Annotated in this window: 19 protein-coding genes; all 19 read right to left on the bottom strand. The window is 46.1% G+C overall.

Annotation, left to right across the window (positions count from 1 at the left end; all coding sequences use genetic code 11):
• Positions 1-349 precede the first annotated feature (349 nt).
• Positions 350-1,231 carry a 4-hydroxy-tetrahydrodipicolinate synthase gene (dapA, locus tag KAI37_RS09870; protein ID WP_220031143.1) on the bottom strand — a complete coding sequence of 294 codons (882 nt, stop codon included), beginning with the start codon at positions 1,229-1,231 and terminating at the stop codon, positions 350-352.
• 39 nt (positions 1,232-1,270) lie between these two features.
• Entirely contained in the window at positions 1,271-2,488 is a 1,218-nt protein-coding gene (dapG, locus tag KAI37_RS09865; protein WP_013309940.1) for an aspartate kinase, read from the bottom strand.
• Between the two features lie 23 nt (positions 2,489-2,511).
• Entirely contained in the window at positions 2,512-3,549 is a 1,038-nt protein-coding gene (locus tag KAI37_RS09860; RefSeq protein WP_013309939.1) for an aspartate-semialdehyde dehydrogenase, read from the bottom strand.
• Positions 3,550-3,684: 135 nt separating this feature from the next.
• Complete coding sequence (locus KAI37_RS09855; protein ID WP_025720896.1) at positions 3,685-4,278, bottom strand: dipicolinate synthase subunit B; 594 nt, start codon at positions 4,276-4,278, stop codon at positions 3,685-3,687.
• Complete coding sequence (gene dpsA, locus KAI37_RS09850) at positions 4,275-5,174, bottom strand: dipicolinate synthase subunit DpsA (protein WP_025720898.1); 900 nt, start codon at positions 5,172-5,174, stop codon at positions 4,275-4,277. The genes KAI37_RS09855 and dpsA overlap by 4 nt, the downstream gene beginning before the upstream one ends.
• A gap of 185 nt (positions 5,175-5,359) precedes the next feature.
• Entirely contained in the window at positions 5,360-5,806 is a 447-nt protein-coding gene (gene dut / locus KAI37_RS09845) for a dUTP diphosphatase (RefSeq protein WP_220031142.1), read from the bottom strand.
• On the bottom strand, positions 5,784-7,049 hold the full coding sequence (locus tag KAI37_RS09840) for a M16 family metallopeptidase (protein WP_071640532.1): 1,266 nt from the start codon (positions 7,047-7,049) through the stop codon (positions 5,784-5,786). Before KAI37_RS09840 ends, dut begins: the two co-directional genes overlap by 23 nt.
• A gap of 66 nt (positions 7,050-7,115) precedes the next feature.
• Positions 7,116-8,120: a polysaccharide deacetylase family protein gene (locus KAI37_RS09835; protein WP_220031141.1), complete on the bottom strand. Its 1,005-nt coding sequence runs from the start codon at positions 8,118-8,120 to the stop codon at positions 7,116-7,118.
• Positions 8,121-8,350: 230 nt separating this feature from the next.
• Positions 8,351-10,453: a polyribonucleotide nucleotidyltransferase gene (gene pnp, locus KAI37_RS09830; protein WP_025720905.1), complete on the bottom strand. Its 2,103-nt coding sequence runs from the start codon at positions 10,451-10,453 to the stop codon at positions 8,351-8,353.
• A 214-nt stretch (positions 10,454-10,667) separates the two neighbouring features.
• Positions 10,668-10,937, bottom strand: a complete 270-nt coding sequence (gene rpsO, locus KAI37_RS09825; protein WP_007430074.1) for a 30S ribosomal protein S15 — start codon at positions 10,935-10,937, stop codon at positions 10,668-10,670.
• A gap of 132 nt (positions 10,938-11,069) precedes the next feature.
• Positions 11,070-12,008: a bifunctional riboflavin kinase/FAD synthetase gene (locus KAI37_RS09820; protein ID WP_076292662.1), complete on the bottom strand. Its 939-nt coding sequence runs from the start codon at positions 12,006-12,008 to the stop codon at positions 11,070-11,072.
• Between the two features lie 58 nt (positions 12,009-12,066).
• Complete coding sequence (gene truB / locus KAI37_RS09815; RefSeq protein ID WP_071640530.1) at positions 12,067-13,002, bottom strand: tRNA pseudouridine(55) synthase TruB; 936 nt, start codon at positions 13,000-13,002, stop codon at positions 12,067-12,069.
• Positions 12,999-13,976 (bottom strand): DHH family phosphoesterase, encoded by a 978-nt coding sequence (locus tag KAI37_RS09810; protein ID WP_023988218.1) that lies wholly within the window; start codon positions 13,974-13,976, stop codon positions 12,999-13,001. The genes truB and KAI37_RS09810 overlap by 4 nt, the downstream gene beginning before the upstream one ends.
• Positions 13,977-14,027: 51 nt before the next feature.
• The gene (gene rbfA / locus KAI37_RS09805) at positions 14,028-14,378 is read right to left on the bottom strand and encodes a 30S ribosome-binding factor RbfA (protein ID WP_010346342.1); all 351 of its coding nucleotides are present in this window, start codon (positions 14,376-14,378) and stop codon (positions 14,028-14,030) included.
• A gap of 20 nt (positions 14,379-14,398) precedes the next feature.
• Positions 14,399-16,954, bottom strand: a complete 2,556-nt coding sequence (gene infB / locus KAI37_RS09800) for a translation initiation factor IF-2 (protein WP_220027655.1) — start codon at positions 16,952-16,954, stop codon at positions 14,399-14,401.
• Positions 16,947-17,270: a L7Ae/L30e/S12e/Gadd45 family ribosomal protein gene (locus KAI37_RS09795; RefSeq protein WP_013309928.1), complete on the bottom strand. Its 324-nt coding sequence runs from the start codon at positions 17,268-17,270 to the stop codon at positions 16,947-16,949. The genes infB and KAI37_RS09795 overlap by 8 nt, the downstream gene beginning before the upstream one ends.
• Positions 17,263-17,571 carry an RNase P modulator RnpM gene (gene rnpM / locus KAI37_RS09790; protein ID WP_071640527.1) on the bottom strand — a complete coding sequence of 103 codons (309 nt, stop codon included), beginning with the start codon at positions 17,569-17,571 and terminating at the stop codon, positions 17,263-17,265. The genes KAI37_RS09795 and rnpM overlap by 8 nt, the downstream gene beginning before the upstream one ends.
• A gap of 23 nt (positions 17,572-17,594) precedes the next feature.
• Positions 17,595-18,692, bottom strand: a complete 1,098-nt coding sequence (gene nusA, locus KAI37_RS09785) for a transcription termination factor NusA (RefSeq protein ID WP_013309927.1) — start codon at positions 18,690-18,692, stop codon at positions 17,595-17,597.
• Positions 18,693-18,794: 102 nt separating this feature from the next.
• Positions 18,795-19,256, bottom strand: coding sequence for a ribosome maturation factor RimP (gene rimP / locus KAI37_RS09780; protein ID WP_013309926.1), 462 nt, complete (start codon positions 19,254-19,256; stop codon positions 18,795-18,797).
• Positions 19,257-19,445 lie beyond the last annotated feature (189 nt).

The following is a 19,445-nucleotide window of genomic DNA, read 5'->3' as shown; positions in this document are numbered from 1 at the left end:
ATGAATCTAAACCTCCTATGGTAGTTGGACGTCGTACCTTGATTTGTTTATTTAATTTTCAAAAAAATACCGCACCCAGTCACTTGACCCCATTATACATGATTAAAATAAGAAAAAACAAGTCATCCTGTTCGTTACGCTAGGTTTCCCATTGCCGTCTGAAACCATTAGTATCTGTCATTTTATCTACTGCATGGTTAAAAGCACAGCAAAAAGGACGTCCTATAAGAACGCCCTTCACGCTGGAGAACCTTGTCAGACAATAAGCCCTATCGGTTTTGTACCTACCGACTGCCCTTAACAAGGATACTCCTTAGTATTAATTAACAGCTTACATTCCTATTTCTCTTTAGCGGGTAAATAATTTCTTAATAAATTCCGCTTCATCCTCAGTTGGAGGAATGAGTGGCAACCGAACCGAACCTACCTTAATCCCCCGTAATTCCAATGCATATTTTACTGCCACCGGATTAGGCAGAGGATGAGGACAGCCAAACAAACCCTTGAAAATCGGGAACAACTGCTGATGCAACTTTGCTGCCTCCTGCGAGTGTCCTCCTACAAGTGAATCGATCATCTGCTTCATTTCAGCACCTACCACATGACTCGCTACGCTGATAATACCATAAGCACCTACAGCCATAGCAGGCAACCCAGAAGCATCATCCCCGGAATAAACCAGAAAACCTTCTGGCGCTGCCGCTGCAATCTGTGTGACCTGCGCAAGTGATGCACATTCTTTGGTTCCCACAATGTTCGGAATTTGTGCAAGACGCAGCGTTGTTTCAGCTGTTAGACTCGCTCCAGTACGGCTTGGAACATTATACAGTATAGCTGGAAGGGATGTGGAGTTTGCAATACATTCGAAATGCTGATACATCCCTTCCTGATTCGGTTTATTATAATATGGCACTACCAGTAGAACACCATCTGCTCCTGCCTGCTCCGCGGCACGGGTTAGATGAATGGAGTGACGCGTATTGTTGCTTCCAGTCCCGGCAATAATTTTACATCGTCCAGCTGCTTTTTCTACAACAAATGCAAACAACTTGATTTTTTCATCATCGCTCAGGGTAGGAGACTCCCCTGTTGTTCCAGATACAACAAGTGACTCTGAGTGCTGTTCTTCTATTAAGTAATCAATCAACGAGGACAATGCAGTCCAGTCAATCTCTCCTTGCGAATCAAAAGGTGTCACCATTGCGGTAATCAATCTGCCGAAGTTCACCATGCTGCCTCCTTTTTGCAAGTCCGAGCACGGACAATGCGCCTATTGATGGAGTTCAAATTTATTATGCAATGCGCGTACAGCCTGCACCATGTCTTCTTTTTTAACAAGTACCCAGATCGTTGTGTTGGAATCTGCGGATTGAAGGATCTGTACGTCTGATTCTGCCAATGCCTCCACAATCGTCGCCATAATGCCCGGTACCCCGTTGATACCACCGCCTATGACAGAAACTTTAGCACACCCGGCCAGTATCTTAGGTTCTAGACCCAAACCGTTCAATACTTCAACCGCTTTGCTTCCATCATGATCGAACACAGTATAAACTGCCCCCGATGGAGTTACGTTAATAAAGTCAACGCTGATTCCATGTTCAGCCATAGATTTGAATACTTGTAATTGCAAGTGCTCCAAACCCGGCTTTAATTCAACATTAATCTGAGTGACATTGCCGACATACGCAATACCGGTCACGAAACGGTCTACGATGTCTGCCTGCACGTCTTTAAAGCCTTCCGGGTGGGTAACTAACGTACCTTCTCCTTCGGAGAAGGTAGAGCGAACACGGACCGGGATATTAGCCTGCATGGCGATTTCAACAGCACGAGGATGGATAACCTTTGCTCCCTGATGAGCCATATTGCAAATCTCCGTATAGCTAACATGTGTAAGTGGCTTTGCATTTTCCACAATGCGCGGATCGGCGGTTAATATACCATTCACATCCGTATAAATATCAACCATATCCGCATGTAGAGCAGCACCCAGAGCAGTAGCTGACGTATCGCTGCCTCCCCGACCCAAGGTAGTCATATCACCGTCTGCTGTTTGTCCCTGAAAACCTGTCACAATGACAACTCTGCCTTGGTTCAACTCTTCAACAACACGGTCTGGCTTTATATCCAAAATACGAGCATTGCCGTATTGATCATCCGTAATAAAGCCCGCCTGTGCCCCAGTTAGCACCGTAGCAGGAATACCTTCCTTCTCCATCAGGCTGCATAATGTAGCAGCAGAAATGATTTCACCACAGCACAGCAGTAAATCCCGCTCGCGCTTCGGAAGACTGTCGCCGTTAGACGCCGCCCAATCCAGCAGCGTGTCGGTGGCATAAGGCTCTCCTTTTCTCCCCATGGCCGACACAACAACAACCAATTGAAGATTTTGTTCCAGCTCCCGCTTCACATGTGCCAGCACAAGTTGACGTGCTTCAGGTGTGGACAGCGAGGTTCCCCCAAATTTTTGCACCAAAATACCCATTATTCTTCCCCCATATCGGAACGTTACTCCGCGTTTGCAGCAATAATTTCCGCGATTTGCACCGCGTTCCATGCCGCTCCTTTGAGCAGATTATCGGATACAACCCACAAATTCAATCCACGGCTATTGCCCAAATCACGGCGTACACGCCCCACAAATACGTCAGGTTTTCCAGCAGCTTCGGATGCCAGTGGATAAAGCTGAGCAGCAGGATCGTCCACTAGCGTTACTCCCGGTGCCGAAGCCAGCAGATTGCGGATTTCTTCTAAATCATAATCTTTTTTAAGTTCTACATATACAGATTCCGAGTGACCGTATACAACAGGAATACGTACACACGTTGCTGTTACGTCCACAGATTCGTCACCCAGTATTTTTTTCGTTTCACGTACCATTTTCATTTCTTCCAGTGTATAACCATTGTCCTGGAATTTATCGATTTGCGGGATAGCATTGAAAGCAATCTGATGCTTTACTGGCAACGAGCCTACTGGCAACAGATCAGGCTGAACTTCATCACCGTTAAGAATCGCTGCGCTTTGACGATTCAATTCATCAATAGCTCGGCTTCCAGCCCCGGAAACGGCCTGGTATGTGGATACTATGATACGAGAAATGCCATACTGATCATATAATGGTTTCAAAGCAGCCACCATCTGAATGGTGGAGCAGTTCGGGTTCGCAATAATTCCTTGATGCTCGGCAATCTTGTCGCTATTCACCTCAGGCACTACAAGAGGAGCTGTCGGATCCATTCGGAATGCATTGGTGTTGTCAATGCAAACTGCCCCATGACGAACAGCATGCGGCGCCAATTCCTTACTTACGTCTCCACCTGCACTAAACAAAGCAATGTCGATTCCTTCAAAGCTGTCGGGGGTAGCAATCTCTACTGGAATTTGCTGACCTTTAAAGCTAATTAACGTGCCGGCAGAACGAGGCGAAGAAAGAAATTTGATTTTGTCCACAGGAAAATCCCGTTTTTCCAGCAGATTTACGATCTGTTCTCCTACAGCGCCTGTCGCTCCAACGACAGCTACATTAAACTTTCTATTGCTCATCTGGTGTATCTCCCCTTCTCGACTAAAAAACCATTTTTTATTCTGAAAGCATCCACCGCCAACAAGAAATTAGACCCGATACAATATCGAATCATTCTTCTAGGCGAGGGATGCTCAGCAGTTAACTATAGTACTTCATGGGGTCTTGCGTTCCACAATCATCGGCTGAAGCTGTTTGCCTTGCAATGCTTCATAAGCAGCCTCCGGAATCAACTCCATGTTAGCTACAAGCGAGTTCGGCTTTTTAACTGGATTGTCCTGTCCGAACGGCACAAAAAAGATATTTTTGGCTACGAGTAATTTGGCGATATTGGCAGCATTTAGACCCAGTCCATCATTAGTAGATATGGCTAAAAGAAGTGGACGACCGTTGCGCAATTGCGCCTTGGCAGCCATCAAAACCGGACTGTCTGTCATCGCATTCGCTAACTTACTCATCGAATTCCCCGTCAAAGGTGCAATCACTAGCACATCAAGTAGTTGGGAGGGACCCAGTGGCTCAGCCTCCACAATTGTAGAAATGATATCATTCCCTGTTATATCTTTCAACTGTTTTTGCCAACTTTGCGAAGTACCAAAGCGAGTATCCGTTGTTAGTACTGTATTGGATATAATAGGAACGACCTTCGCACCCTCATCAACAAAGCGCTGTATAACAGGCATTACCTCTTCAAATGTGCAATGTGAGCCTGTAATTGCATAACCTACTGTTTTCCCTTGCCAACTCATTGTGCATCCCCCCGATCAGGATTATCTTCCATTAACAACTGCACCAGCGTATTCGCTATAATGGCACCAGCAGTTTTGGGAGCAACAATACCGGGAAGACCAGGGGCAAGCATAGCCTTGATTCCACGCTTTTCCGCATAACGGAAATCACATCCGCCCGGGGCGGAAGCAAGATCTATAATCACGGTGCTCAATGGCAATTTAGACAGGATTTGCGCTGTGATAATCATAGAGGGTATTGTATTAAAAATCAAGTCAACTCCCTTTGTCTCATGCGCTAAATCCCTTGTCATAAAAGGCTTCCAACCCATTTCCACGGCTCTCGCTGCATCCTCTACCCGCCGTACTCCAACCTTCACTCTGGCTCCCAACCCCTGTAGTGCCCTTGCCATGGTAAATCCAGTCCGTCCCATGCCTAGAACCATACAATCTGCACCGTGAATCGTAAAATCGGTATGCTGAATGGCCATCATCAGTGCGCCTTCGGCCGTAGGTATAGAGTTGTATATGGCCACATCATCTCTCTCCAGCAGCTCTACCAGCTTCAACTCATGTCTGGTACAAATTTCTTTTAAGTACGCCCGCGCCATCCCTGTATATACAACACAATGCGGTGGAAGAGCAGCAGCATGCTCATTCAGAAACTGGAGCTTCTGTGCTCCAAAAAGTGCATTTACGTTGCCTTCCTCATCGCATCCCACCACCGGCAAAATCAGTGCGTCTGACGATTCCAGCAGCTTGACAGACATTGGTTCTAGTGTCACTCCTTTGAGTGGTACTTCAAGCTTGTCAAAACCGACCACACTGACGGTAGCATCCATGTCCACACATTTGCGGATTACCTCAAGCTGCCTCGCATCGCCACCCAAAACAACGACGCGTATTCCTGTTAGCATCCGGATCACTCCTTTCCGAGACACGATATGCTTTTAGTCTATGCGAGTGCCCGGAGAGGGGTGAAAAAACACAAAAAAAAGCCGCCCCTTTATGAGGCGACCTTTATTTGCATGCTTACTCTTAAGCAAGTAAATTTGAAGATTTTACAAAATAGACATTCGTACATCGCAAACTAACCATAGCCTCAGCGTCCTGTATGGCCAAAGCCTCCAGCACCACGCACTGTTTCAGATAATTGGTCTACTTGTTTCAGCTCTACCTCAGGTATAACCTGAAATACCATTTGTGCAATTCGCTCATTGCGCGTAATCGTGAACGATTCCTCGCCCAAATTAATAAGAAGTACCTTAATCTCCCCACGATAATCCGCATCAATCGTTCCCGGTGTATTGAGACAAGTAATACCATGTTTAAGAGCCAGTCCACTTCGCGGACGGATTTGTGCCTCAAATCCCGCTGGCATAGCTATTGCAAATCCAGTTGGAACAAGGCAACGTTTGCCGGGTTCCAGTACCAAATTTTCCTGTACTGCTGCATACAAGTCAAACCCTGATGCAAGCTCTGACATTTTGTGGGGCAGCTCAATATCTTCATTGCCCGCGAGTCTGTTAATTTCCACGTAAGTTAACAAAATAGTCCCTCCTCATATCCTTTACCGCTGAATCACTCGCTCCCACCATCGACAGGGCAAACGGCTCCGAGAACATACGATCCAGCACTTTGTTCACATCATTTGCCGTCACTTGTTCGATATGTTCGATCATTTGATCCAACGTATAATGCTGACCAAGCATCAATTCATTTTTTCCAAGCCGATTCATCCGGCTACCTGTACTTTCAAGGCTTAAAATCAAACTTCCTTTTAATTGTTCCTTACCTTTACGAAGCTCATTAGCGTCCAAACCGTTGACAGCCACATCTCTTAAAAGCTCCAGCGTCAAATCCAGTACGTCCTTTGTTTGCTTAGGAGCCGTACCTGCATAGATCGTGAACATACCACTGTCCGCATGGGAGCTATGATAGGAATAGACCGAATAAGCCAGTCCACGCTTTTCCCGAATTTCTTGAAACAAACGTGAACTCATGCCGCCGCCGATCGCGTTATTCAGCAAAACCATAGCATACTGGAGTTCGTCACCCGTTGCAAATCCAGGCAGGGATAAACAAATATGATTTTGCTCCGTTGCTTTCTCATGATACAACAGCTCACCGTTAAACGCAGGTACTGTCAGCGGCGAAACGGTTCCATGATTATCAAAATGTCCAAAATGTCGTTCCAACAATTCTACCAAGCGATCATCAACATTACCAGCCACACTGATAACTGTATTGTCAATTGTATAATGCTCCCTCATATAATGGCTGAGATGTGAGCTATTCATAGCAAGCAGGTGATCTTCGGTTCCGAGAATCGGATAAGCCAGTGGATGTTCACCATAGGCCGCGCGAGATACAAGATCATGCACCATATCATCCGGTGTATCCTCGTACATGGAGATTTCCTCCAAAATCACATTCTTCTCTTTTGCCAATTCTTCCTGATCTAGTTTGGAATTAAAAAACATATCAGACAGCACATCAACTGCAATCGGTAGATGCTCATCCAACACCTTGGCATAATAGCATGTATATTCCTTCGAAGTGAAAGCATTAACATTGCCTCCGATGGCATCGAATTGCTCCGCGATTTCCTTAGCGTTAAAACGCTCTGTTCCTTTGAAAAGCATGTGTTCGATAAAATGAGAAATACCGCTATTGTCCGGCGTTTCATTCCGGGAGCCGGTTTTAACCCAGATACCGAAAGAAACAGAACGCACGGTTGGAATTTTTTCAATGACCACTCTTAGGCCGTTTTTGAGTTGAATTCTTTCCACGATTGGCCCTCCTAAACTGAATTGCATACTTAGCCATAATGTTCAATCCTAACAGAAAAAAGACGTTCACTCAACCGGAGCAGGTAGCTGTCGATCAGGGGAAAGTGTCTGACTGACAGTTCCGAGCACAAGTCCCTTACTACGAATGGCATGGATCATGCCTTTGAGAGCAGCCGCTGAGGAATCTGTTGGGTGCATCAATATCAGTGTGCCTGATTCAACCTTACTAGCGATTTTGTTAATCACCGATTCTGGTGACGGATGTTTCCAATCTACAGTGTCCAATGTCCACAACACTGTTTTGAGCCCACGTTCTGCTGCTATATCCACCGTCTGCTGATTAAAATCGCCCGATGGAGGGGCAAACCAGTTATTTTTGACGCTCAAAGTTTCTTGAAGAAGCTCTTGTGTCTTTTCAATTTCTTGTATAGCTCTGGCCCGACTCAGACGGCTCATATTCGGATGAGAGTAAGCATGATTCGAAAGCTCATGTCCTCTTTTTTGAATCTCCTTGGCGAGTTCAGGATTTTTTTTCAGCCAACTTCCATCAAGAAAAAATGTGGCCTTGACCTTTTCCTGATCCAGCGTGTTCAGTATCGGCAGGATAAATTCATTCCCCCATGCTACATTGATCATGAAGGATACCATTGGCTTTTCGGGATTACCCCTGTAAATTGGAACATTACCAAGCTGATTTAAATGTATTTTAGGTGCCAATTGCCGATATACATATTGAATGGGTCGATCCGGAGATGCAATCGCTTTGCGATAGGTAGCATCCAAATCCACCTCCAGTCCGTTATAGCCTGGAATAGCCTTCCATACCCTGTCGATCTTGGCATCAACTGGTTCCCGCCGCTGACGGGCTGCTTCTGTTCTTAGTCGCTGCATAAGCGCATTATCGGGTAAAGCCGCCATCGCCATCGTTGTTTCAGCTTTAGGCTCCCCAACTCCTGTAGCGTCTCCATTGCGTAATTGATTAGCGAAGTCACGAACCCCGCTAAACTGTCCGATTACCAGTGTGATGGCTAAACTGGCTACCACCCACACTGCTCTTTTTGCCCTACTCATGATTCCTTCATCCTCCCGACCGTTTGTCCACATTGTATGCGGGGAGGACAAGAACTATGACGCAGTAGCCTCTAGAAGCCTACTTTGGCGCAGCTTGTGCATATGTATGAAAAAAGAGCCAGAAACGTAGCTCTGCCTCTTTCCAAAAGCTTAAACAATGCTATTCAAATCCCTTGTACTGTTAATACGAAAAGCTACTCCTGCCTTTCTAGTCTGCAACATGCAGGTACCTAGGATTTTGCAGGTGCTTCTGCAGTCAGAACAGCCTTACGGGACAGATTGACACGACCTTGTTGATCAATTTCGGTTACTTTCACCGTAATTGTATCCCCAATAGCAATTACATCTTCAACTTTGGCTACACGTTCAGTAGACAGTTGAGAAATATGAACCAGACCATCTTTGCCCGGTAAAATTTCAACAAATGCACCGAATTTCTCAATCCGTTTTACTGTACCGATGTAAATCTCACCGACCACGACTTCCTTTACGATACCCTCAATAATGGAACGTGCCTTTTCATTCATCTCTTGATTTGTGGAAGCGATGAACACACGACCATCTTGTTCAATATCGATTTTTACGCCGGTTTCTTCGATGATTTTGTTGATGATTTTACCACCAGCTCCAATAACATCACGGATTTTGTCCGGGTTAATGTGCATCGTCATAATTTTTGGAGCATACTGAGACAACTGCTCACGTGGCTTCTGGATCGCTTCCATCATTTTGCTAAGAATGAACAAGCGTCCTTCTTTAGCTTGCTTGAGCGCATCCTGTAAAATCTGGCGGTCAATACCGTTAATTTTAATATCCATTTGAATGGCAGTTACGCCTTCCGCGGTACCAGCAACTTTAAAGTCCATATCGCCCAGGTGGTCTTCCATCCCTTGGATATCAGTCAATACGGAAACATGGTCTCCATCCTTGATCAATCCCATCGCTACACCTGCAACCGGAGCTTTAATCGGTACACCTGCATCCATCATAGCCAGTGTACTTGCACAAATACTAGCTTGTGAAGTCGAACCATTTGATTCCAGTACCTCGGAAACCAAACGGATGGTGTATGGAAATTCAGTTTCGGAAGGAATTACTTTGGAAAGTGCACGTTCACCAAGAGCACCATGTCCGATTTCACGACGGCCTGGCGCACGCAAAGGACGAGCCTCACCTACGCTGAATGGCGGGAAATTGTAATGATGCATAAAGCGTTTTGTTTCTTCCAGATCAATACCGTCCAAAATTTGTACATCACCCAATGCACCAAGTGTACAAATGCTAAGCGCTTGCGTTTGACCGCGTGTAAATAAGCCCGAACCATGAGTACGCGGCAAAATACTAGTGTCGCTTTCAATCGGACGAATTTCGTCAAGCTTACGACCATCAGGACGCACTTTATCATGCGTGATCAAACGACGTACTTCTTCCTTGACGATATCATAGAGAACTTCGCTCACGTCGCTCAAAAGCTCAGGTGTCTCTATGTATTGTGCTTCAAAATGGGCAACTGTCTCTTCGTTGACTGCATCAATCGCCTCTTGACGTGCATGTTTTTCTGCAATTTTAACAGCTTCCATTAAACGTTGAGCTGCATAAGCACGTACTTCACTGTTCACTTTTTCATCAACAGCATGCAGTTTAACCTGCATTTTCTCTTTACCTGCTACTTGCACCAATTGTTCAATGACTGCCACAATGTTCTTAATCTCATCATGACCGAACATAATAGCTTCCAGCATAACTTCCTCTGGAATCTCATTGCCTTCGGCTTCTACCATCATGATGGCATCTTTCGTTCCGGCTACAACCAGGTACAGATCGCTTACATTCTGCTGTGCAATATCCGGGTTAATCACAAATTGCCCGTCTACACGTCCTACAGCGACTCCACCGATTGGCCCATTAAAAGGTACATCCGAAATGCTAAGTGCTGCCGAGGTTCCGATCATTGCTGCAATTTCAGGTTCGCAATCCTGATCGACACTCATAACCAGGTTCAACACCTGTACATCATTCCGAAAACCTTCCGGGAACAATGGACGAATTGGACGGTCTGTCAAACGGCTCGACAAAATCGCTTTTTGACTCGGACGTCCTTCACGTTTAATAAATCCGCCAGGAATTTTCCCTACAGCATACAATCTTTCCTCATAGTTTACGGTCAGGGGAAAAAAGTCCAAATCTTTCGGTTCACGGGAAGCGGTCACGGTACAAAGCACAACTGTTTCTCCGTAGCTCACTTTAACTGCCGCATTGGCTTGTTTCGCAAGACGTCCTGTTTCCAGCACCAGCTTTCTTCCGCCGAGCTGCATTTCTACGCGTTGCTCCATGGTATCCCTCCATTTCATTTCATTGTAAAAGTTCTATACATATCCAGTATTTCCTGCGCAGGGCTTATTCATAAGAAGCTAGCAGATAAATCAGGATATGTAATTCAAAAAAAGATTCCTCATTTCAAAAAAGAACCCGGCTGCTGTCCGCCGTCGCCTTAGCAGGGACAAGCGGTGAACAACCAGGCTTCTTTTCTCATTACATGTCTGAAAATTAACGACGCAGTCCGAGACGCTCGATCAACGCACTGTAACGTTTAACATCAGTCTTCTTCAGGTAAGCCAAAAGTTTACGACGCTGACCGACCATTTTCAACAACCCGCGGCGGGAGTGATGGTCTTTCTTGTGCGAACGAAAGTGACTTTGCAAGTTGACGATGTTTTCAGTAAGGATAGCGATTTGTACCTCTGGTGATCCTGTATCGGATTCATGAGTTTTGTACTCCTCGATCAATTGCTGTTTACGCTCTTGAGTCAATGCCATCCTGTTCACCTCCTTCATTATAATCGCCATTAGCCTCGTAGCCGCCGGTGAAAGCGGACAACCAAGCTAAGGTTCATCGTTGTTTACACAACATAAGTCAGTATAACACAGCGCCTGTCTTATGTAAATAAATTAGCCTAACAGCTTTTTAGCCGTTTGTGCGTCATTGCCAATTTGGCTGATCAGCTCATCCACCGAAGAAAATTTGCGTTCAGGGCGGATGTAATGGTGAAGCTCCACAAGCACAGAATCCCCATAAATTTGCTGATTAAAATCAAATAGGTGTACTTCAAACGACGGATTCAGCACACCTTCATGAAAAGTAGGCTTAACCCCTACATTCATTACACCATTTATCCAACGATCGCCTACAAACGCCCGTACAGCGTATACACCCTTGATCGGAATAACGTAGGTATCATCCAGTTTGAGATTAGCGGTCGGAAAACCGATCGTACGTCCGCGCTTCTCTCCATCCATTACAGTACCTTGGATACGATAAGGACGTCCCAACCAGCGAGAGGCATGTGCTAGATCCCCGTTCTGTAAAGCACGGCGAATGCCAGAACTGCTCACCTTGTCCCCATCCAGTTCGAACGGTGATACGGTGTGTACAGACATCAGCTCTCCTCCCAGCTTCCGAAGGGTATCCTCATGCCCGGCTCCCCGGTGGCCAAACCGAAAATCAAAGCCTACTACCGCTGTTCGAATTTGCAATGGAAGCAGCACGTCGCTCATAAACGACTCAGGGCTGACCTTGGAAAATTCTTCGTTAAAACTCAAAATATAAAGTACGTCCACACCCATATCAGCCAGAATAGTCTGCTTGTCCGCCAGCGGTGTTAAATAACCTTCATAATCGCCTTTTTTCATGACTTCCTTTGGGTGAGGATGAAATGTCATGACAGATACCGGCACTTGCTGTTCACGAGCCAGCGCAACGGCCTTACGTATCACGCTTGCGTGTCCCAGATGAAGACCATCAAACTGACCGATCGCCGTGACCTGTGGATGTCCCCATTGCTGCAAAAGCTCATCACTCAATGGATAAGATAACGATACGGTAATCATTATTAATTCACCTGCATTTCACATCATTTGACTAACTTCGTCAAAATTATAGCACAATTCAAGGTAAAAAAACTTTAATGGGAGCGATCGCGTCTGATTCATCCCGACCATATATGCCTAAAAACGTTTTATCCTCTTTATACAAACGGAAGGGCTGGTTGTCCGTCACAGGTGGTGAAATCATATTCAGCGACAGGCGTTGGCCTTGCAGAGCCGCAGTTACCTTGGCTTCAGCCACTATATGCTCAGGCATATAGTCAATCGCCTGATCAGTTGTAATAAGTCGCTCTCCAAGACTACCATCCGCTACGAAACGCTCTATCTCTTCGAAAGTCAGACAACGTTCCGCAGGAATTCCCGCAGACATGGTTCGCTCCAGCTTAACCATCGTTGAAGGATATCCTAATTCACGGCCAATATCAACACATAGTGTACGAATATAAGTACCTTTGGAGCATAAGGCACGAAAAGAAATATCCACATACACCCCCGTCTCCGCGAATCCCGTCATTTCCAACTCGTAAATGCTCACTTCACGACTTTTGCGTTCCACGGTTTTGCCTTCTCGAGCCAGTTCATATAGACGTTTTCCATCCACTTTTAGCGCGGAGTACATTGGAGGTACTTGGGAAATCGTACCAACAAAACGCTTCAAAACCGCTTTGACTTCCACTTCCGTCACCTCTACTTGACGTTCACTCTCTTCCGTGATTTTCCCAGTCAGGTCTTCGGTATCCGTGGCAATTCCTAATCGCAGTGTAGCCCGATATTCTTTGGGCCGCTCTTGCATGTATTCCACCACACGGGTGGCACGTCCCAGACACAAAGGCAAAACACCAGTTACTTGCGGATCAAGCGTTCCAGTGTGTCCGATTCGCTTCATACCTAATAAACGGCGAGCCTTGGCCACCACATCATGAGAGGTAAATCCAGCAGGTTTATAGACAGGTAGAACGCCTTCCCAAGTTGCCTGTTCTTTCTTTATCGAATTCATAGCTCAGACTTCACCCGCCCTACAACTGTCTCAATGATATCTCCCAGCTTACCCTCTAGCCGGCAGCCAGCCGCACGTACATGTCCACCGCCCCCAAATGATTGAGCCAGCGCAGCTACATCAACATTCCCTGCCGATCTCAAGCTGGCCTTGACCGCTTGATCATTAATAACCTTAAAGAAAATACCTACCTCAACTCCACGAATATTTCTTGGATAATTCACAATGCCTTCCAAGTCCTCATTTACAGCACCACATTCCGTCATGTCGTCAGGTGATACTACGACCCAAGCAACTTTTCCATCCTCCGACATCGTGAGCGTTTGCAATGCTTTTGTCAGCACCTTCATTTGTGGAAAAGTCATTTCCTCGAGCAATTTCTCGGATAAAGATGGACCATCTACACCGTAAGCAAGTAGCTGTGACACAGTAGACATCACTTTCGGTGAAGTGTTGGAGTAACGGAAACCTCCTGTATCCGTTAACAACCCTGTATACAAAGCCGTAGCTATTTCGACATCCCAGGTTACTGCAAACTCTTTCAGTAGGTCGAAAAGAATTTCTGCTGTTGCCGCAGCATCCGACTTAATCACATTAACTGTACCATACGCATCATTCGTTGGATGATGATCAATATTCAGGATAATGGCATCTTCCGTAAAAAACTGCTCTGTCAAACCAACACGACGGTAATCCGCACAATCTACACAAATGATCCGGTTGTATTTCCGTTCTGGCGGTTGCTGGCTCATATCCATAATCTCATCGGCATGCCATAAAAAATCCATACGCTTGGGAATAGGTCCCTCATTTAGCATGGTAAATTTCTTCCCCAGACATGAGAGAAGCCAGCCCACCGTTACGGTGGAGCTGACTGCGTCTCCGTCCGGCTGTACATGCGATACGATCAGGTAATCATCATGCTCCAGAATAAATTCCTTCGCTTGTTGAAGCGCCTGTTCATAGGTATGCATTGCCTTCTCCTTTACATTCAGTTCATGGTTCCTTCAGACAAACTAAAAGTTTTATTTTTCATCCTTGTCGATATCACTCAGCAGTTTTTCAATTCGACTGCCGTAAGCAATAGATTCGTCAATTTTGAAAATCAACTCAGGAATATGGCGCAGCCGTATCCGTTTGCCGAGTTCAGAACGAAGATAACCGTTCGCTTTGTCCAATGCCTTCAGGGAAGAATTTTTTTGTTCTTCATCCCCGAGCACGCTCAAGTATATTTTCGCTTGGGACAAATCATTTGTAAGATCGACACCCGTTACCGTGATAAAACCGATGCGGGGGTCTTTTAATTCAGTTTGTATGAGTTGGCTTAGCTCCTTCTTGATCTGCTCGCCAACCCGACCTGTACGTATTTTAGCCATGGATGCTCACCTCTCTGCCGTTAGCGCTCCACTGTTTCCATGACGAACGCTTCAATAATGTCGAGTTCCTTAACATCATTATAGCCATCAAGGGTAATACCGCATTCGTAACCTTGGGCAACTTCTTTTGCGTCGTCCTTAAAGCGTTTCAGTGAGTCGATTTTACCTTCAAAAATGACGATGCCATCACGAATCAGGCGTGCTTCTGCTGAACGGGTAATTTTACCGGATGTCACCATACAACCAGCGATCGTACCGACTTTAGTAACTTTGAATACGTTACGTACTTCAGCATGCCCAATCACATTTTCTTTATATTCAGGATCCAGCATGCCCTTCATGGCTTGCTCTATTTCTTCAATGACATTGTAAATGACACGGTGTAGACGAATATCCACTTTTTCAGCTTCCGCTGTAGATTTCGCCTGGTTATCCGGACGAACATTAAAGCCAATGACAATAGCATTGGAAGCTGCTGCCAAAATAATATCGGATTCAGTGATTGCTCCTGCACCACTGTGAAGAATTTTAACGCGCACACCTTCAACTTCAATCTTGTTCAAGGAACCTTTCAACGCTTCGACGGAACCTTGTACGTCACCTTTAATAATGACGTTCAGATCCTTCATTTCGCCATCCTTGATGTGTTGGAACAGGTCATCCAGTGTTACACGGGTATTACTGCCCAGATCAGATTGGCGTTGCGTGATCGCACGTCTATCAGCAATAGCACGAGCTTTGCGCTCATCCTCAAACACCATGAATGGATCGCCAGCAAGTGGAACTTCTGTCAAACCAGTAATTTCAACTGGAGTGGAAGGACCTGCTTCCTTAAGACGACGACCTTTATCGTTGACCATGGCACGCACACGTCCGAAGCAGTTACCCGCTACGAAAGCATCGCCGACTTTCAGTGTACCGTTCTGAACGAGGATACGGGCTACAGAACCGCGACCTTTATCCAGTTCTGCCTCGATGATGGTACCACGTGCCCGTTTGTTCGGGTTCGCTTTGTACTCATTCACTTCAGCTACGAGCAGAATCATCTCGAGCAGGTCTTCCAGACCCATTCTTTGTTTCGCGGAAACGTTGACGAAAATTGTATCGCCGCCCCACTCTTCAGGTACCAATTCATATTCAGTGAGTTCTTGCTTCACTTTATCCGGGTTGGCATCCGGTTTGTCGATCTTGTTCACAGCTACGATAATTGGCAGACCTGCCGCCTTCGCATGGTTAATAGCTTCGACCGTCTGTGGCATAACACCGTCGTCAGCTGCAACCACGATAATCGTCATATCTGTCACTTGGGCACCACGTGCACGCATAGCAGTAAAGGCTTCGTGACCCGGTGTATCCAGGAAAGTGATTTTTTTGCTGTTAATTTCAACTTGGTATGCACCAATATGCTGTGTAATACCGCCAGCTTCGCCACCGGTTACATTAGTCGAGCGAATGGCATCCAGCAAAGTTGTTTTACCATGATCGACGTGACCCATAATCGTTACAACCGGTGGACGTGTTTTGAGATCTGCAGGATCATCATTTTCTTCCACGGTTTCAAAACGATCTTCTTCGACAGGAATTTTCACTTCTACCTCGACACCAAAGTCTCCGGCAAGCAAGAGGATGGTATCCATATCCAGTTCCTGGTTGATGGTCGCCATTGTTCCGAGCACAATCAGCTTTTTGATGACTTCTGACGCATCCTTGTGAAGAAGCTTGGCTGTTTCGCCTACAGTCATCTCACCACGCACAATAATTTTCTTAGGCGTGTTGTCGATTTTCTCGCGACGCTCCTGTTGTTGACCTTTACCACGATTGTTGAATTTCCCGCCACGATTGCTGCCGCCGCGATTATTGCCTCCACGACCACCGTTACCACCACGTCCGCCGCCTTGACGGTTATCGTCAAAACGTCCTTGACCGGAACGGTTACCACCGTTGTTGGAGTTACTACCTGTACGGTTGCCACCACTACGGTTTGCATTGTTGCTTCCTGTGGAGGATGACGTTCTTACTGCCGTACCACCCTGACTACTTCCCTGAGGGCGTGAGTTAGTGCTCTGGTTGCCTTGAGGACGCGAACCTGTGTTACCGCCGGGACGCTGTTGTCCTCCCTGTTGTTGACCGTTACTGCGGTTCTGTGTACTTTGCTGACCGGTTGGTCTGCTAGTACTTTGTTGGCTGCGGTTTTGACCGCCCTGCTGGCTGCTTTGCGCTTTTGGAGCGCTACTTCGGTTACTGTTTTGGTTGTTGTTTGTCCTATTCATACTTACCTGCTTTTCCTGTTGATTTTTGGTTTGCTCAGTTGAATGATTACTATTCTGGCTTGAACCGGCCTGATTCGAGCTTACTTGCGCCGTACCTGCTCCGCCTTGCTTGGCCGCAGCATTGGATTTAATATTCTTAAAAAAACTTTCCACTTTACCTACGGCATCATGTTCCATGACGCTCATATGGTTGTTCACGGGAATATCCAGCCGTTTAAGAATGGTGATAATTTCTTTGCTGCTCATGTTCAACGATTTGGCGTATTCGTATACCCGCACTTTGTCTTTGCTTTCTTGTTTACTCAATATACTCCACCTCCGACATTATCCCCGCATGTTTCTTGATCAATTTCGCGAATCCTTGATCCGTCACAGCCAGCACAACCCGTTCAGGTTTGCCGATACTGCTTCCCAAGCTTTCCCGGTCAAATCCTATCAATAAGGGGATTTTGTACGTCCCGCATTTGTCGCGGAATTTCTTTTGAGTATTCATTGAAGCATCTTTCGCAAGAATGACCAGCTTGGCTTCTGAAGACCTGATCGCTTTATAAACGATCTCATCACCTGTTAGCAGCTTGCCAGCTCTCATGGCAAGACCCAATCCAGACAGCGCCTTATTCATCCTGCACGCTGCCTTGTGCCGCCAGGAATTCTTCCTCGACGGCAGCAAAATCACGACTTAGCTGCTCATAAATTTCAGGATGAACCGAGTGCTTCAATGCTCGATCCAGTGCCTTGCTCTTTTGAGCCAGCTTGAAGCAGGCGGCTTTGCCGCACAAGTAAGCGCCGCGTCCCGACTTTTTGCCAGTCAAGTCAATCAACACTTCGTCTTCAGGGGTTTTGACGACACGGATCAACTGCTTCTTTGGCATCATTTCATGACAGGCCACACATTTGCGCAAAGGTATCTTTCTCTGTTTCATGCATTAACCCCCCTACACTCCGCTTAATCTACAGAAACGGAATCCTGATGCATTTCATCGGTGGATGTTCTCGGTCTCCCGAGTTCTTCCTCCGCCTGTGTTTCACTCTTAATATCAATTTTCCAACCCGTAAGCTTAGCAGCTAGGCGAGCATTTTGCCCTTTGATACCAATAGCAAGAGAAAGCTGATAATCAGGCACAATAACACGCGCCATTTTTTCTTCTTCAAATACCTGCACTTCAAGCACCTTGGACGGACTCAGCGCATTAGCCACGTATTCATCAACATTATCGGAATAGCGTACAATGTCGATTTTTTCGCCACGCAGCTCGTTCACAATGGTCTGTACACGTGTTCCTCTCGGACCCACACAAGAACCGACCGGATCAACCTCGGCGTTACGGGAATGAACCGCGATTTTAGAACGGAAGCCTGCTTCACGCGCTACAGAACGAATCTCTACAACACCATCAAAAATTTCAGGCACTTCGAGTTCGAACAAACGCTTAAGCAGACCCGGATGTGATCGGGACAACATAATTTGCGGTCCTTTGGTTGTGTTCTCTACCTTGGTAATATAAGCCTTAATCCGATCCAGATGGCTAAATTTCTCATTAGGCATCAGTTCACCCAACGGAAGAACCGCTTCCACCTTACCAAGATCAATATAAATATTACGTGGGTCTTGGCGCTGTACAGTTCCTGTTACAATATCTTCTTCCTTGTCCACAAACTTGTTGTAGATCAGTCCCCGTTCCGCTTCGCGGATACGCTGGGTCACGACCTGCTTCGCAGTTTGTGCAGCAATCCGTCCAAAATCACGTGGTGTGACTTCAATTTCAGCGATATCTTCCAACTGAAAATGCGGGTTAATCTCACGGGCCGCAGGCAACGAAATCTCGGTGCGAGGATCCAATACCTCCTCAACGATCAGCTTGCGGGCATATACCTTAATGACTCCCGAGTTGCGGTTCATATCAACACGCACGTTTTGTGCGGTGTTGAAATTCCGTTTGTAACTGGAAATCAAGGCTGCTTCAATGGCCTCAAACAGCACATCCTTGCTGATCCCCTTTTCTCTTTCCAACTCGTTCATTGCTTCAATAAAATCCATACTCATGGATCACTGCTCCCCCTTTCAAATGATGCACCTGCGTACTGGTCGGCACACGAGGTAAAAAAAACATGTAGTACATGTCAAACAGCAACAGTCAAATCTGAATTAAAATATGATCGCGAGCCTTGCACCAGCTACCTTGTCATAAGGTATAACATGCTTCTTTTGTCCGCTTTGAACGGTGAGTTCCCCATCTTCAAAAGAAAGCAAACGACCTTCGAATTCCTTCAGGCCGTTGATCGGCTCGTATGTAGTAACGAATACGTTTTTGCCTACCGCTTTAGTAACGTCCTCCGCCTTTTTCAGCGGTCTTTCGGCGCCTGGTGAAGACACTTCCAGAAAATATGCTGTAGAAACAGGGTCATTTTCATCCAACTTTTGACCCAGATATTCACTGATCATACTGCAGTCGTCCAGATCAATTCCTCCGTCTTTGTCTACAAAAACGCGAAGAAACCAATTGCTGCCCTCTTTGACATACTCGACATCGACCAGTTCAAAACCATGCTCATCGAGGTAAGGTTGGGCCATTTCTTCTACTACTGATTTGATCTTTGGTGTGCTCAAAGATTATAACCTCCAAAAGTGAACTTTCCTGTGGTGAAAAAAAGACGCCCTATTGCCATGGACAATGCTTCTCCATCACCGGCATTTTCATTTTCATTTGATGTAATGTTCATTTCGGGCTCACTGCAAATAAACCGGCGTACCGGTTTCGTGCCCAAAAATAACCTTTTCACGTTGTAACTGTATATC

Source organism: Paenibacillus sp. S25 (assembly GCF_019454085.1).
Taxonomy (GTDB): domain Bacteria; phylum Bacillota; class Bacilli; order Paenibacillales; family Paenibacillaceae; genus Paenibacillus; species Paenibacillus polymyxa_B.
The sequence above is the reverse complement of the archived record's forward strand: the minus strand, read 5'-3'. Positions and strand labels throughout refer to the sequence as shown.